Origin of the sequence: Nocardioides cavernaquae, from assembly GCF_003600895.1 — a bacterium.
GTDB classification, from domain to species: domain Bacteria; phylum Actinomycetota; class Actinomycetes; order Propionibacteriales; family Nocardioidaceae; genus Nocardioides; species Nocardioides cavernaquae.
Genome location: NZ_QYRP01000002.1, coordinates 1,113,334 through 1,128,881, shown reverse-complemented (window position 1 = coordinate 1,128,881; position 15,548 = coordinate 1,113,334). Strand labels below are relative to the sequence as shown.

General features: G+C 70.9%; 13 protein-coding genes. 3 read left to right on the top strand and 10 right to left on the bottom strand.

Translation table 11 applies throughout. The features are described from left to right. Positions 1–7 precede the first annotated feature (7 nt). Positions 8–1,279: a dihydrolipoyllysine-residue acetyltransferase gene (gene aceF / locus D4739_RS05550; protein ID WP_120059640.1), complete on the top strand. Its 1,272-nt coding sequence runs from the start codon at positions 8–10 to the stop codon at positions 1,277–1,279. Positions 1,280–1,375: 96 nt separating this feature from the next. Here the strand turns inward: aceF and D4739_RS05545 are convergent, their stop codons facing one another. From D4739_RS05545 to D4739_RS05535, 3 genes are read right to left on the bottom strand one after another with little or no spacing between them, the layout of a single operon-like run. Further along, positions 1,376–2,149 carry a lysophospholipid acyltransferase family protein gene (locus D4739_RS05545; RefSeq protein WP_120059639.1) on the bottom strand — a complete coding sequence of 258 codons (774 nt, stop codon included), beginning with the start codon at positions 2,147–2,149 and terminating at the stop codon, positions 1,376–1,378. Positions 2,150–2,165: 16 nt separating this feature from the next. After that, entirely contained in the window at positions 2,166–3,140 is a 975-nt protein-coding gene (locus D4739_RS05540; RefSeq protein WP_120059638.1) for a D-alanine--D-alanine ligase family protein, read from the bottom strand. Then, the gene (locus D4739_RS05535; RefSeq protein ID WP_182920320.1) at positions 3,137–4,450 is read right to left on the bottom strand and encodes an aminotransferase-like domain-containing protein; all 1,314 of its coding nucleotides are present in this window, start codon (positions 4,448–4,450) and stop codon (positions 3,137–3,139) included. The genes D4739_RS05540 and D4739_RS05535 overlap by 4 nt, the downstream gene beginning before the upstream one ends. A gap of 29 nt (positions 4,451–4,479) precedes the next feature. On the opposite strand from D4739_RS05535, the gene D4739_RS05530 reads away from it, so the two are divergent. Continuing rightward, complete coding sequence (locus D4739_RS05530; RefSeq protein ID WP_120059636.1) at positions 4,480–5,136, top strand: GNAT family N-acetyltransferase; 657 nt, start codon at positions 4,480–4,482, stop codon at positions 5,134–5,136. Positions 5,137–5,226: 90 nt separating this feature from the next. On the opposite strand, the gene trxA is transcribed toward D4739_RS05530, so the two are convergent. The 7 genes from trxA to D4739_RS05495 all read right to left on the bottom strand — a co-directional run bounded on the left by trxA (position 5,227) and on the right by D4739_RS05495 (position 14,007). After that, on the bottom strand, positions 5,227–5,553 hold the full coding sequence (gene trxA, locus D4739_RS05525) for a thioredoxin (protein WP_120059635.1): 327 nt from the start codon (positions 5,551–5,553) through the stop codon (positions 5,227–5,229). Between the two features lie 124 nt (positions 5,554–5,677). Beyond that, the gene (trxB, locus tag D4739_RS05520) at positions 5,678–6,664 is read right to left on the bottom strand and encodes a thioredoxin-disulfide reductase (RefSeq protein WP_120059634.1); all 987 of its coding nucleotides are present in this window, start codon (positions 6,662–6,664) and stop codon (positions 5,678–5,680) included. A gap of 90 nt (positions 6,665–6,754) precedes the next feature. After that, positions 6,755–7,576, bottom strand: coding sequence for a hypothetical protein (locus D4739_RS05515; protein ID WP_120059633.1), 822 nt, complete (start codon positions 7,574–7,576; stop codon positions 6,755–6,757). 55 nt (positions 7,577–7,631) lie between these two features. Continuing rightward, a complete protein-coding gene (gene sigM, locus D4739_RS05510) occupies positions 7,632–8,306 on the bottom strand; it encodes an RNA polymerase sigma factor SigM (RefSeq protein WP_120059632.1) in 675 nt (224 codons plus the stop codon). Further along, complete coding sequence (locus D4739_RS05505; protein WP_147384823.1) at positions 8,303–10,105, bottom strand: protein kinase family protein; 1,803 nt, start codon at positions 10,103–10,105, stop codon at positions 8,303–8,305. Before D4739_RS05505 ends, sigM begins: the two co-directional genes overlap by 4 nt. Before the next feature lie 69 nt (positions 10,106–10,174). Continuing rightward, positions 10,175–11,860 carry a murein biosynthesis integral membrane protein MurJ gene (murJ, locus tag D4739_RS05500; RefSeq protein ID WP_120059630.1) on the bottom strand — a complete coding sequence of 562 codons (1,686 nt, stop codon included), beginning with the start codon at positions 11,858–11,860 and terminating at the stop codon, positions 10,175–10,177. After that, positions 11,857–14,007: a DUF6049 family protein gene (locus tag D4739_RS05495; RefSeq protein WP_120059629.1), complete on the bottom strand. Its 2,151-nt coding sequence runs from the start codon at positions 14,005–14,007 to the stop codon at positions 11,857–11,859. Before D4739_RS05495 ends, murJ begins: the two co-directional genes overlap by 4 nt. A gap of 62 nt (positions 14,008–14,069) precedes the next feature. On the opposite strand from D4739_RS05495, the gene D4739_RS05490 reads away from it, so the two are divergent. Continuing rightward, entirely contained in the window at positions 14,070–15,518 is a 1,449-nt protein-coding gene (locus tag D4739_RS05490; RefSeq protein WP_120059628.1) for a CCA tRNA nucleotidyltransferase, read from the top strand. Positions 15,519–15,548 lie beyond the last annotated feature (30 nt).

Here is a 15,548-nt window from a genome sequence, read left to right as displayed (position 1 = left end):
TGCACTGATGGAAATCAAGGTTCCCGACATCGGTGACTTCACCGACGTACCCGTCATCGAGGTCCATGTCGTTCCCGGAAGCGTCGTCCAGGCCGAGGACCCGCTGATCACGATCGAGACGGACAAGGCCACGATGGACATCCCGTCGCCCGCTGCCGGCACCATCGTGTCGGTCAGCATCGCGGTCGGCGACAAGGTCAGCGAGGGCACGGTCGTCGCGATCGCGGAGGCCGAGGGCGCCGCTCCGGCCGCTCCCGAGGAGACCGTTCTCGGCGAGACCGCGCCTGGCAAGACCGCTCCCGTGGAGCACGCCGCGCCGGCCCCGGCGGCTCCAGTTGCCGCGCCGGCCGAAGCCGCTGGCGTGGCCGAGGTCGAGGCCGACGGCAACCTGCGGGCGACCCCGCTGGTCCGGCGCCTGGCACGCGAGCTCGAGCTCGACCTCGCGAAGGTGCCGGGCAGCGGTCCGAAGGGCCGGATCACCAAGCAGGACCTGCTCGGCCACTACGAGAAGTCGGTCGCACCGGCTGCCGCCGGCACCGCGTCCGGCGCGGGCATCCCGCCGATCCCGGAGGTCGACTTCGCGAAGTTCGGCCCGGTCCGCACGGTGCCGCTCTCGCGGATCAAGAAGGTCTCCGGCCCGCACCTGCACCGCTCGTGGCTCAACGTCCCGCACGTGACCCACGCCGACGAGGCCGACATCACCGACCTCGACGCCTACCGTCGCGAGCTCGACCAGGCCGCGAAGGGGGAGGGCTACCGCGTCACGCTGCTGAGCTTCCTGCTCAAGGCAGCCGCCTCGGCGCTGCGGAAGTTCCCCGAGGTCAACTCCTCGCTCGCCGGCGACTCGCTCGTCCTCAAGGACTACATCCACATCGGCGTCGCCGTCGACACCCCCGACGGCCTCGTCGTCCCCGTCGTCCGCGACGTCGACCGCAAGGGCATCGCCGAGATCAGCCGCGAGCTCGGCGAGCTCTCCGCGAAGGCCCGCGACGGCAAGCTGACCGTCGCCGACATGCAGGGTGCGACCTTCACGATCAGCAGCCTCGGCGGCATCGGCGGCACGCACTTCACGCCGATCGTCAACGCCCCCGAGGTCGCGATCCTCGGCGTCGTCCGGTCGAAGATGGCGCCGGTCTGGAACGGCGAGGAGTTCGAGCCGCGGCTCATGCTCCCGCTCTGCCTCTCCTACGACCACCGGGTCGTCGACGGGGCACTCGCGGCCCGCTTCACCGCACACCTCGCGCATGTCGCTGCCGATGTGCGCCGGCTGGTGCTCTGAGGCTGCCGCGGATCAGGGTGAAGACTTTTCGCCACATGCTGACGAAAAGTCTTCACCCTCTCTGACGCACGACAGCTCGGTCTGCGCTCGGCTTAATCACGCCTTCTTGGTGGCGGCCTTCGCGGCCTTGCGCTCGGCGCGGAGTTTCTTCTCCTCGACGTCGAGGCGCTCGGCCTCTTCGAGAGACGGCGCGGAGCCGCCGTACGACGCGGGGACCCACCAGGCGCCCGGGGGCTTCTGCTCCTCGGGGTACGCCGCGATGCACTCGTCGAGCAGCGCGTCCATGCGGCGCTTGAGCTCGGCGGTCTGGGCCGGGACGTCGTCACCGGTGGGGAAGTAGGGCTCGCCGACGCGGATCACGACGGCCTTGCCGCGGGACAGGTCGCGCGCGTGGCCCTTGGTCTGGATGCGGTGCATGCCGAAGTGGACGACCGGGACGACCGGGACGCCAGCGGCCGCGGCCATGCGGACCGCACCGGACTTGATGTCCTTGATCAGGAAGCTGCGCGAGATGGTGGCCTCGGGATAGACACCGACCACCTCGCCGCTCTTGAGCGCGTTGACCGCGATCTCGAAGGCCTCGGCGCCGTTGGACCGGTCGACCGCGAGGTGCTTGAACGAGCGCATCAGGGGGCCGCCGACCTTGTGGTCGAAGACCTCCTTCTTCGCCATGAAGCGCGTGTAGCGCTTGTTCTTCTCACCGGGGTAGCCGGTCATGATGAAGTCGAGGTAGGAGTTGTGGTTGCACGCGATCACGGCGCCACCACTCGCCGGCACGTGCTCGGTGCCCTGCATGTCGATCTTGAAGCCGCCGACACGGAACCACGACTTCGCAGCGGCGATGATGATCGGGTAGGTCACGTCGACCATGGGGAGGACTCCTGGATCAGCGGGTGGCGGCGGACCGGATGATCCCCGCCATCAGGGAGCCGAGCTCGAGCCCGGCTGCCTGCACAGACAATGGCACGGTCGAGGTCTCGGTGAAACCCGGTGCCACGTTCACCTCGAGGAACCACACCGTCCCGGACGCGTCGACGATCAGGTCGGAGCGCGAGAAGTCGCGCAGCCCGAACTTCTCGTGGATGGTCATCGCGACCCGCTGGCACTCGGCGGTGAGCTCGTCGGAGAGCCCCGCCGGGGTCTGGAAGGTCGTGCTGCCGGCGGTGTAGCGCGCGGTGTAGTCGTAGACGCCGCCGTCGGGCTTGATCCCGACGACCGGAAGGGCGCGAGGGCCATCGCCGGTGTCGATGATCGGCACGGCGACCTCGTCGCCCTCGATGAACTGCTCGAGGAGCGCCACGGTCCCGTAGGCGTAGGCGTTGACCATCGCGCCCGGGAGCTCCTCGGGCGTGCGGACCACTGCGCAGCCCAGGGCGGAGCCGCTCTTGGCGGGCTTCACCATCAGCGGCAGGCCGAGGCGCTCGACGATCAGCGCCATGACCGCGGCGGCGCCGAGCTCACGGAACGACTCGGCAGGAAGGACCACCGAGGCCGGGGTGTGCACGCCGTAGCGCTGGGCGACGGTCTTGGCGACCGGCTTGTCGAACGCGACGCGGCAGGCGGCAGGAGTTGCGCCGACGTAGGGGATGCCGAGCAGCTCGAGGATCTCGCGGATCGTGCCGTCCTCGCCGGTCTCGCCGTGCAGCATCGGCACGACACAGCCCGGCTTGTCGGCCAGCAGGGCGGGCAGCAGGCTGGAGTCGACGTCACGCTCCTCGACCTCGAGGCCGGTCGAGCGCAGCGCCTCGGCAACTCGGCGGCCGGAGCGGATGGAGACGTCGCGCTCGTGCGAGAGGCCGCCGGCGAGCACGACGACCCGGCCGATGGAGCCAGATTCAGGCGAGGGAGTGTCGGCGTTCATGCCATGTCCGTTCCCGGGCCGTCGTAACGGCTCCGTGCAATGGTCGGGATCGAGCCGGTCGCGCCGAACATCTCGCGCAGCTCCATCTCCTGCTCGAGTACGCCGGCGAGGCGGCGTACGCCCTCGCGGATGCGCTCGGGCGTCGGGTAGCAGAACGACAGTCGCATGGAGCTGGTGCCGAAACCGTCGGCGTAGAACGCGGTGCCCGGCACGTAGGCCACACGGGCGGTGACCGCGCGCGGGAGCATGGCCTTGGAGTCGATGCCCGGGGGGAGGGTGAGCCAGACGTAGAAGCCGCCGTCGGGGACGTTCCACCGGACCGAGGCCGGCATCATGTCCTCGAGGGCGCTGATCATCGCGTCACGCCGCTCGCGGTACATCTCCCGGAACTGCTTGATCTGGCCCTGCCAGTCGTGCTGCTCGAGGTAGGCCGAGATGGCCATCTGGCTGAACGCCGGCGGACAGAGCGTCGCCGACTCCTGGGCCAGCACCAGCTTCTCGCGGACCGCGTGCGGCGCGAGCGCCCAGCCGACCCGGAAGCCCGGCGCGAAGGTCTTGGAGAACGAGCCCAGGTAGATGACACCCTCGGCCTCGTCGGCGCGCAGCGCACGGTGCGGCGGGCCGTCGAAGCCGAGCAGGCCGTAGGGGTTGTCCTCGAGGATCAGGATGTCGGCCTCACGGCAGATCCGCAGGATCTCGGGACGGCGCTCGGCCGACAGCGTCACGCCGGCCGGGTTGTGGAAGTTGGGGATCGTGTAGAGGAACTTGATCGTGCGGCCCGCGGCCTTGGTCGCCGCGATTGCCTGCTCGAGCAGCTCGGGGACCAGGCCGTGCTCGTCCATCTCCACGTGCACGATGTCGGCCTGGTAGGCGCGGAAGACACCCAGCGCACCGACGTAGGACGGGGCCTCGCAGATGATGACGTCGCCCGGGTCGATGAAGATCCGGGTGACCAGGTCGACCGCCTGCTGCGATCCGACGGTCACGACGACGTCGTCGGGGTGGGCGTCGATGCCCTCCATCCGCATGATTTCGCAGATCTGCTCGCGCAGCTCCGGGGTGCCCTGACCCGATCCGTACTGCATCGCGGTGGGGCCGTTGGTCTTGATCAGGTCGCCGATCGCGCGGCCGACGATGTCGAGTGGCAGACCGGAGATGTTGGGCATGCCGCCAGCGAGCGACACCACCTCGGGACGGCTGGCCACGGCGAACAGCGCGCGGATCTCAGAGGCAGTCATGCCCTTGGTGCGCGCGGCGTACCGGTCGACGTACTGGTCGAGTCGGGTGCTGCTGCGGGAGATCTCGCTCATGATGGACACAAGCATAGGAGGTGGGCGCCATGGCATTACTACGTCGTCCGGTGCGGCTGACGGTCGATCACCTGGTCGACCTCGCGCAGCCCTGCCGCAGCTGCCTGTTCTGGGAGCTCGATCCGGTACGCCGCGACCGGGTCTGCACGGCTGACCAGCCCGAGGAGAAGCAGACCTGGGTCTCCGAGGTGCTGCGTGAATGGGGTTCGTGCGGACAGGTCGTCCTCGACGACGACCGGCCGGTCGCCTACGTGCTCTACGCACCTGGCGCGTTCGTGGCCGGGTCGTCGGTGCTGCCGACGGCGCCGATCACGCCCGACGCGGTGCAGCTGACCACCGTGCACATCGAGCCGGGCTATCGCGGCGGCGGGCTGGGCCGGCTGCTCGTGCGCGCGGCCGCCCGTGATCTCGTCGACCGCGACATCGTGGCGATCGAGGCCTTCGGCGACAGCCGGAAGCGGCTCGAACCCGGGCACTGCGTCCTGCCCACCGACTTCCTCTCGGCGGTCGGCTTCCGGACCCAGCGGCCACACCCGGTGCACCCGCGCATGCGGATGGAGCTGCGCTCGACGCTGAGCTGGCGCGACGAGGTCGAGCAGGCGATCGGTGCGCTGCTCGGCACGCTGCGACCCCAGAAACAGCCGAAGACCGCCCGCCCGCAAGTGCGGGACGGACGGCCTTCGTAGCCGAAGCCTGGATCAGGCGAGCGGATCAGGCGAGCGGATCAGGCGAGCGGATCAGGCGAGCGGATCAGGCGAGCGGATCAGGCGAGCGGATCAGGCGAGGAAGGCCTCGAGCTCGCGCAGGAGCGCGGCCTTGGGCTTGGCGCCGACGATCGTCTTGACGACCTCACCGTTCTGGAACACCGCGAGCGTCGGGATGCCCGTGACGCGGTAGTTCGACGGGGTGACGGGGTTCTCGTCGACGTTCATCTTCAGGAACGTGATCTTGTCGCCGTGGGCGGTGTTGATCTCGTCCAGGATCGGGGCGACCTGGCGGCACGGGCCGCACCACTCGGCCCAGAAGTCCACGAGGACGGGCTTGTCCGACTTGAGGACGTCCGCGTCGAAGGCGGCGTCGGTGACTGCGGCAATGTTGCCCACGGTGTTCCCTTTCGTTGTCCCGGTCCTGGTGCCAGGCCGGGTGCGTCAGCTCAGAGGCTTAGTAGTACGGACCAGTGAACAGCACTGGACCGACATTTCATTCCCGGCCCGCGGGACGGGTCGCTCAGACCGTGGCCTCGGCGGCGGTGGCCTCGGCGGAGCCCGCCGTGGATGCCGCGTGGTCCAGCATCGCGATGTAGCGCTCGGCGTCGAGAGCCGCCGCGCAGCCGGAGCCGGCCGCGGTGATCGCCTGCATGTAGTGGGTGTCGACCAGGTCGCCGGCGCCGAAGACACCCGTGACGTTGGTGTGCGTCGACGGGCTCTTCACCAGCACGTAGCCGTCGGCGTCGAGGTCGATCTGGCCCTTGACCAGCTCCGAGCGCGGGTCGTGGCCGATCGCGACGAAGAGACCGGTCGCGGGCAGCTCGCGGGTCGCGCCGTCGCCGGTCGTGGAGCGCAGCGTGATCGACTCGAGGGACTCGGTGCCGTTGATCGAGGCGACCTCGGAGTTCCACACCATCTCGATCTTCGGGTCGGCGAAGGCGCGCTCCTGCATCGCCTTCGACGCGCGCAGCTCGCCGCGACGGTGGACCAGGTAGACCTTCGACGCGAAGCGGCTCAGGAACGTGGCCTCCTCGACGGCGGAGTCACCACCGCCGATCACCGCGATCTCCTGGTTGCGGAAGAAGAAGCCGTCGCAGGTCGCGCAGTAGGAGACGCCACGGCCCGAGAGGGCGTCCTCGTTGGGCAGGTTGAGCTTGCGGTGCGCGGAGCCCATCGCCAGGATCACCGAGCGCGCCTGGAAGGTGCCCTCCGCGGTCTTGACCGTCTTGATGTCGCCGGACAGCTCGACCTCGGTGACGTCATCGGCCACGAGCTCGGCGCCGAAGCGCTCGGCCTGTGCCCGCATCTCGTCCATGAGCGCCGGGCCCATGATGCCGTCACGGAAGCCGGGGTAGTTCTCGACCTCGGTGGTCTGCATGAGGGCACCACCGGCGGTCACCGAGCCCTCGAAGACCAGCGGGCTGAGGCTCGCGCGGGCGGCGTACACCGCAGAGGTGTAGCCGGCGGGGCCGGAACCGATGATGATGACGTTGCGAATCTCGCTCATGCGGGGCTGGCCTCCTGGCCGGTACGACGGATGACACGGGGTTGTCACGTGCTCAACCGATCCTAAGCGGCCCTTGTTCCAAAGGAACCCTCAGTCCGCGAGCGGCAGGGTGAACAGTCGCGTCGGCACCCGCGGCGCAGTGCGGCAGTCGTAGACGTGGACCGGTGTGCCGTCGGGAGTGGCCGCGAAGGCAACCACGATCGCACGGTGGCCCTCATAGCGGGCGGCGAAGATCCGGGATCCCGCTGGCGGCTCGGACGGTCCGCACCCGCGACCCGCGGCGGTTGCCCAGGGGCCAGCCGCGTTGGCAGGGGCATCGGCCTTGTTGGCGTCGGGAGTGGCGCCGTCGACCAGACCCCCCAGCTCGCCGGCTGCGCCTCCCCGGTTGTCGTATCCCTGGGACAGCCCGTCCAGTGCCGTGCGGCGCTGCAGCGTGAGCAGGTTCGCGACGTCGGTCAGCAGGGTTTCGTCGCGGAGCTGGGTGACGCCGGCCTTGCTGAGGGTGTGGTCGAGGTCCTGGGCGCTCAAGGGACCACGCTGCTCCCGGTCGCCCGCCCCGGCTTCATCCGCGGTGGTTGCGGGGACGGACTCGAGCGCGGCCGTGCTGCCGTCGTTGGCGCCGGGCTGATCGACGAGCTGGGGCACTGCGACCGCGGCGGCGACCACCGCGGCTGCTGCTGCGAGCAGGACCGGCAGGCGACGGCGGCGGAACGGGACCACCGTGGCGGTCCGGGTGGCATCGGCGGGCGCGACCATGGCGGCAGCAACCGCGGGGGCGGACTCCTCCGCCACCAGGTCCGCCAGCGTGGCGTCGAGGCGGGCGGCGACCTCGGCCGGGATCGGCTCGTCGTGGCGCGCGGCGGCGAGCGCGCGGCGTACGGCTTCGGTCTGGGTGGGGTCCAGTTCGTTCATGGTGAGGTCACCTCCTCCTCGTGGGTGCGGGTGGATGCGGGTGGGTCGGCGCGGGTCAGGCGAGCTGGGCGGGTGGTGGTCCGCGCGGGGTCTTCGTGGATGGGACGGGCCGGACGGCGGGAGGGTTCCCCGGGTCGGGTGTGTCAGGCGTCTCGCGGAGTACGCCGAGCAGCACGGCCAGCTTCGCCCGGGCGCGGGCGCAGCGGGACTTCACGGTGCCGACGGCGCAGTCGAGCATCTCGGCGACCTCGGCCACCGGGTAGCCCTCCATGTCGACCAGCACGAGAGCTGCGCGCTGGTCGGCGGGCAGGGTGGCGAGGGCGGCGAGCACGAGCCGTCGGCGTTCGTCGGCCTCGGCCGCATCCTCGGGCCCGGCGTCGGGGGTCGCGGTCGCGAGGGCACCGCCGCGCGCGTAGCGCTCGAGGTCGTCGGGCAGCGGGTCGGCGGCACGCACCTTGGCGGCGCGAGCCCGGTCGAGGCAGGCGTTGACCACGACGCGGTGCAGCCAGGTCGTGACCGCTGCCTCGCCGCGGAAGGACGCAGCCCGGCGGAAGGCCGCGACCAGGGCGTCCTGCAGGGCATCGGCGGCATCCTCGGGGTTGCCGGTGGTGCGCAGCGCAACCGCCCAGAGCCGGTCGCGGTGCCGGGTGAAGAGCTCACCGAACGCGTCCGGGTCGCCGTCGACGTGTGCGGCCAGCAGGTCGGCGTCCGAGCGGTCAGGACCACTCACCCGCGGACCTCTACCTCGGAGACTGCCGCACGGAACTCGCCACCCACCGTGGGGAGCGAGGTGATCCAGAGCAGGAGGTAGCGCGTCGTGACCGTGCTCTCGGGCGTCAGGGTCAGCTTGCCGCCCGACGACGTGGCGCGCGCCGCGACGTCGAGCCCGCTCAGTGACGCCTCGCCGGTGCCTGACGGCCGGACGTCACCGGCGGTGCGCAGCTCGATCGCGGTCGGGTCACCGTTGACGCTCACCACGACGCTGTTGACCGAACGGCTCGACCCGAGGTCGAGGACCAGACCCACGCCGGGCTTGAGGCCGCCGGGCCCGAAGTCCTGCTTGTAGGTCGTGGTCTCCCATGCCGTGTCAGGTTTGCCGTCAACGGTGAGGGCCACGTCCTCGGGGTGCTCGTTGGGCGGGTCCCCGAACGGGTCGAAGTCGCTGGCGGCCACTCCGGTCAGCACGCTCCCGCTGGGGGTGGCCGAGGACGGGTCGTTGCCGTCGGGGGTCCGCTCGCCGCCGCGGTTCATCAGGAAGATCACGACGACCACGACCAGCAGGATCGCCATCAGCACGCCGGCCAGGCGGAGCCAGTTGCGGCCGGGTGTCGGGTCGGGATCCTCCACGTCGACCGGGATCGGGGTGTGGGGACCGCTGGACTCGGCGAAGGGCCAGTAGCCCGCCTCGGCGCCCGTGGCTGGAGGCAGTCGGCGCAGCCGGCCCTCGGGCGGGTCAGGTGCGAAGAGCGGCCGCTCCGGTGGCTCCTCGAAGGGCGGCGGCGGTGGTGGCTTGATGCCGGACGGCGCGTGCCAGTTGTCCTCGTCCACGTCGTCGAGGAAAGCGGGCGCCCCCGCCTGCGTGTGCTGCTCGTCGGCCACCATCGGGGCGAGCTGGGTGGGCGGCCCGTCGTCGACCGCGGGCGCCGGCGGGGTGTCGGCTGCGGCCTCCGGAGAGGCGAGCACCGGAGCGGTCACGGCAGGGATCTGGTCGGTCGCATCGGTGTCCTCGACGGACCTCCCGGACCGGCCGGACCGGACCCGCTCACCCTCAGCCTGGGCGACCACGGTCGGGTCGCCGATGTAGGCGAGAAGGGCGTCGACCACTGCGTCCATGCTGGTCAGCCGGCCGCGACCACCGAGGAGGTCCTCGCAGATCGCGTCGAGGGTGCGCGGGACGCCGGCGCGGACCTGGCGCGCACGGAGCGGTCGACCGTGCTCCAGGGGAGCGGCAGGTACGCCGGAGTCGGAGACGCCGGCCCAGCGGCCGGTCAGCGCGGCGTACAGGATGCCGCCGATGTCGACGAGGTCGGCGCCCTTGCGCTCGGGGGGCAGGCCGTGGAGGGCAGCGTCGACCGCGAAGCCGATCACCTTCACGGCGCCATCGGTGTCGAGCAAGACGTTCTCGGGGACCAGGCGACCGTGGGCAACACCGGCCTGGTGTCCGGCGGCGACCATGGCGGCCGTCTCGGCGGCGATCCAGGCGGCGCGCAGGGGCGGGAGCGGCTCCTCGGCGACCATGTTGTTGAGCGAGGTGCCCTCGCCCCACTCGTTGACGACGTAGCAGAGATCGTCGAGCGTGTTGGCGTCCAGCACCCGCAGCAGGTGCGGGTCATGGACGCCCGCGGAGCGCCGCGCCGCGTCCTGGAGGAGCGGCGAGCGGTCGTCGTCGACCTGGATCAGGTGGAGCGCGACGAAGCGGGCGAGGACGTTGTCCCAAGCCTTCCAGAAGCGGCCACCGCTGCGTTCGTGGAGCAGGACGACGAGTCGATACCGGTTGGCGAGGACGTCACCGGGTCGCATCGCGGGCACCGTCCCTCCTCACCTCCGCGGCCTCCGAGTGCCGGCCGCATCGTCACTCACCCTAATGGCTGGGTGGTCCTATCGGAGGCCGGGAATCCGGTGCGTCACGGACTCGACCAGTTCGGTGACCTCCCGGACGTGCATGGCCCGTGCGGCTCCCAGGAAGGCGAGCCCGTAGGAGGCGCTGACGGCCGCGAGCCAGATGACGACCTCGGCCTTGTTGCGGTCGTCGCCGAGCACCGAGGAGGCGCCGACGGCGACCGCGACGGCCACCGCCGCCGCGATGGTGAGGGCCACGGCCATGCGGACCACGAAGCGCGTGAGGACCGCCGTGTCCAGGCCGCCGAGGCGCCGGGCCAGCAGCACGTACGCCGTGCCGGCACCGACGGCGTACGCGCCGGTGTAGGCAAGGGCCAGTGCGGGCGAGGTGCCCTGCGCATCCACCTGGCCGACGAAGGCGAAGGCGAGCGCGATGTTGACGACCGTGATCAGGCACTGGATCCAGAACACCAGCTGCGTGCGCTCGAGGGCGTAGAAGCCACGCACGATCAGGTAGTGCGCCGTGAAGAAGACCAGCGAGAGGCCGAGCATCGCGAGGGTCGGCGCGATGTCGCTCGCGGACTCCTTGGCGGCGGCGTAGCCGAAGACCAGGTTGGCCAGGTCCACGGCGATGATCGGGAGCAGGACGACGAACGGGAGCACCAGCGAGAGCGCCGTGCGCAGCGCGCTGCTCAGCGTCGCTGCCATGGCGGCGCGGTCGGCCGCGTGCGCGGACGCGCTGAGCCGGGGCAGGATCGCGGTGGCCAGGGAGACCGTCACGATCGAGTGCGGGACCAGCACGAGCAGCGAGGCGCTGGAGTAGACGGTGTAGCCGGTGCCGCCATCGGCGCCACCGCCTGACGCGAGCCGCACCACGATCAGGTTGGCGACCTGGCTGACCACGATCAGCAGCACGGTCCAGATGCCCAGCCGCAGGGTGTGTCCCAGTCCCGCGCCGCGGAAGTCGAACCGCGGCCGGTAGCGGAACCCGACGGAGCGCAGGTAGGGCAGCAGGATCAGGAACTGCGCAACGATGCCGAGCGTCGACCCGATGCCGAGCACCAGCTCCTGCTGCGGCGTGAACGCGGCGAAGCGGTCCGCCGCCGGGCCGAAGGCCAGCAGGTAGGTGATCAGCACGGTGATGGCGATCAGGTTGTTGGCGATCGGCGCCCAGAACATCGGCGCGAAGCTGCCGCGGGCGTTGAGGATCTGCCCCACCAGCACGAACATCCCGTAGAAGAAGACCTGGGGCAGGCAGAAGCGGGCGAAGTCGATGACCGACTGGCGCTGGGCCGCGAGCTCCGGCTCGCCGAAGTCCGAGTCGAGGTAGAGGCTCATCACGGCCGGCGCCGCGATCACGAGGATCACCGTGACGACGATGAGGAAGAGCCCGGCCAGCGTGACGATCCGGTTGGTGTAGGCCTCGCCCCCGTCGGCGTCGTCACGCGCAGCCCGGACCAGCTGGGGCACGAGCACCGCGTTGACCACACCGCCCAGGAGCAGCACGTAGAGGATGTTGGGCACCGAGTTGGCGATGTTGAAGATGTCGGCGTGCAGGGCGATGCCCAGCGCGGCAGCGAGCAGGATCGAGCGCACATAGCCGCTCATCCGCGACACGATCGTCCCGGCAGCCATCACGGCGCTGTTGTCGAGGACGGAGCGGTCAGTGCCGCCTGTGCCGCCGGTGCCCGCTGTGTCGCCGGGCTCGGTGGTCGGGTTGCTCATGCGCGATTCCTCCGGCTGCGGACCAGGCGGAGGATGATCGCAGCGAACAGCAGTGCGGCTCCGCCGCCCATGATCACCCAGATCACGCGGCCCGAGTTGTTGGTGCGGATGCTGATCTCTTCCGACTTCTGGATCTCGCGGCCGTCGGCGTCGGTCGCGACGAGCACGACCGCGTGGACGCCGATCGCGTTGGCCTCGGCCGAGAGGTTCACGGTGCGGCTGGACGCGGCCGGGACGTTGATGGTCCGCGGTGCCCGGATCACCAGGCTGTCGTCGGTGCGCGCCCGGACGCTGATCCGGATCGGCTGGTCGAGCTCGTTGGTGACCGTCATCGCGAACAGGCCCGTGCGGGACGAGAGGATCACGAAGCGCGGAGCGTCGATGGTGACCTGGTCGAGTCGTGCCTCGAACCAGGTGACCGTGGACATGAGTGCTGCCAGCGCCGACGCGCTGCTGCCGTCGTTCTCGACCGCCTGGTACGACGCCGCGGAGAGCGCCTCGCGCAGAGCGGTGCTCGCGACGTCGTCCACCTGCGGGAGCAGCACGTCGAGCGAGTGGCCCAGGCCGATCAGCTGGTCGGCGTACGGGAAGAGGGCAGCGTCGACCTGTCCCTCGGCCTGCCGGTCGGAGTAGGCGAGGTCGCCCACCTCGGGCGGCTCCTCGCTGCCGGCGAGGCTGGTGCCGAGGTCGAGGAAGTCGCGGTCCAGCTCGTCGAAGAACTCCTCGGCGTTGGCGCCGGGGTCCACCAGGTCAGGGAGTACGACGAGCATCGGCCGGTCGTCATCGTCGAGTGCCCGCACCGATGCGTCGGCGAGGATCCGCTGGCGCAGCGCGACCGCGCGCAGGCCGTTGGTCGGACCGGGGCCGCCCGAGGCCAGCGAGGCGGAGTAGATCTGGACCGGGTTCCCGTTGGAGATGACAGCGTCGGAGACCTCTCCGGACGCGGCAACCTCCTCGGGAAGCGACGCATCGGAGAGCAGGACGGTGGCCCGGTTCAGCGCGGAGAGCGCGGTCGACGGGAGCACTCCGGACGGGGGTGCGACCACGAGCTCGGCGTTGATTTCGAGCGAGCGGAACATGTCTTCGGACTGGTCGAGCGCCCGCGCCACGATGGAGGCGTCCTGCTCCGTCGCAGCGGCGACGTCGAGGTCGCCGTAGGGCAGGGCGAGCACGCGCTGCCCGGTGGCCAGCGTGCGGAACCGCTCCACCCATGCAGCGGCCGCGCTGCGGCTGACGGCGTCGATGTCGGGCGCCGGCGCGACCTGCGTCGGGCCGAGCGAGCGTGGCAGGTTGCCGCCGGCGATCTGGCGTGCGGCCGCCACGACAGCCGGATCGGTGAGCAGGGAGACCGAGCCGGCCGGTGCCTCTTCGGCGAGGTCGAGGAGGTTGGCCAGGCGCCCGCCCGGGCGGAGGTCGTCCGCCCAGCCCTCCGGGTCGACCAGGCGACCGTCGGAGGAGTGCGCGGTGCTGCGGCGCAACGGGAGCACGAGCGAGACCTCGGCCGTGGTCCCGGGCTTCTCAACGAGGGGCAGGAACGAGCGGACGCTGCCGTCAGCGGTGCCGTCGCGGCCGTCAGCCGAGGAGCCCAGCGCCTGCACCGAGAACCAGTAGACGCCCGGGGTGGTGCCGATGCCGAGCTCGTCGCGCTCGACCCGGAGGCGGTAGCGCTTCGACTGGCCCGGCGCAATGCTCTTGATCGTCATGAAGACGCTGGTGCGGCCACAGGTGACCGTGGAGCTCTCGGTGGAAGCGGCGGCCGTGATCTCCGCAGCACTCGTGATCGGCTGGTGGGAGGTGCAGGCGTAGACGTTGATGTCCGTCCAGGTGTCGGAGGACCGGTTGACCACCCTGCCCCGCACGACGACAGGTCCGCGCTTGGGGACCACGCCGGGCGTGAGGACGTCCATCGTCACCCCGAGCGGAAGAGGAGCCTCGACCGCGTGGCGCGAGGCCGACACGGCTGGCGCTCCGCGGGAGGGCGATCGGCGCGCCGAGGACCTCTCCGGGGACTCGGCCCTCGGTGTCGCCAGCCGGGACACGGCGACGTCGCCGACCGCCTGGAGACGGGCCGCGCCGTTCGTGGGAACCCACGCCAGCAGGGCGATGACGGCGACGAGTGGCGCAAGGAGGGCAGCCAGCAGTCGCATCACGCGGACGACTCTATCGGCGGGGCGAGAGGAACCTCGCGCGCCGACTACCCTTGTCTCCCGTGTCCCAGCCCACTCAGCCTCCGCTCCTGCTGGCCGACGTCCAGAAGCGTGTGGCTCAGGAGCTCGAGCGCATCGCCCCGGTCATCGACGAGCTGGGTGAGCGGTTCGAGGCCGCGGGGGAGCAGCTGGCTCTGGTCGGCGGCCCGGTCCGCGACGCGATGCTCGGCCGTCTGCAGAACGATCTCGACTTCACGACCTCCGCGCACCCGGACGTGACCGAACGCCTGCTCAAGGGCTGGGCCGACGCGGTCTGGGACCTGGGCCGCGACTTCGGCACCATCGGTGCCCGCAAGGGCGAGTGGCAGATCGAGATCACCACCTACCGCTCCGAGGTCTACGACGCGACGTCCCGCAAGCCCGACGTCGAGTACGGCGACTCGCTGGTCGGCGACCTGCGCCGCCGCGACTTCACGGTCAACTCGATGGCGCTGACCGTGCCCGGTCGCGTGCTCGAGGACCCCTACGGCGGCATCCTCGACCTCGCCGGGCGGGTGCTCCGCACTCCCGGCACGCCCGAGGAGTCGTTCTCCGACGACCCGCTGCGGATGATGCGTGCCGCGCGCTTCTCCGCCCAGCTCGGCTTCGAGGTGGCACCCGAGGTGGTCGCCGCCATGACCGCGATGGCCGACCGGATCACGATCATCTCTGCCGAGCGCGTGCGCGACGAGCTCGTCAAGCTGGTCCTTGCCCCGTCGCCACGCCGGGGCCTCGCGCTGCTGGTTGAGACCGGCCTCGCGTCGTACGTCCTGCCGGAGCTGCCGGCCCTTGCCCTCGAGCGCGACGAGCACCACCGCCACAAGGACGTCTACGAGCACACGCTGATCGTGCTCGAGCAGTCGATCGAGCTGGAGCAGCAGCGGGGGCACGCGCCGGACTTCGTGTCGCGCTTCGCTGCGCTCATGCACGACGTCGGCAAGCCGCGGACCCGCAAGTTCCAGGACGACGGCACCGTGACGTTCCACCACCACGACGTCGTCGGGGCCAAGCTCACCCGCAAGCGGATGAAGGAGCTGCGCTTCTCCAACGACGAGATCGACGCCGTCGCCGACCTGGTCGAGCTGCACCTGCGCTTCCACGGCTACGGCGCAGGCGAGTGGACCGACTCGGCGGTCCGTCGCTACGTCCGCGACGCCGGCGACCAGCTGGAGCGCCTGCACATCCTGACCCGCGCCGACTGCACGACCCGCAACAAGCGCAAGGCCGACCGGCTCCGCCGCACCTACGACGACCTCGAAGCCCGCATCGCCCGCCTGTCCGAGGAGGAGGAGCTGGCCTCCATCCGCCCGGACCTCGACGGCGTCCAGATCATGGAGATCCTGGGCATCGGTCCCGGCCGCGATGTCGGCGCGGCGTACAGGTTCCTGCTGGAGCTCCGCCTCGACGAGGGCCCGAAGTCACCCGACGAGGCCCGCGACGCGTTGCTGGCCTGGTGGGCCGCGCGCGACTGACTCCAGGATCCATGGGGCAGGATCGTCACC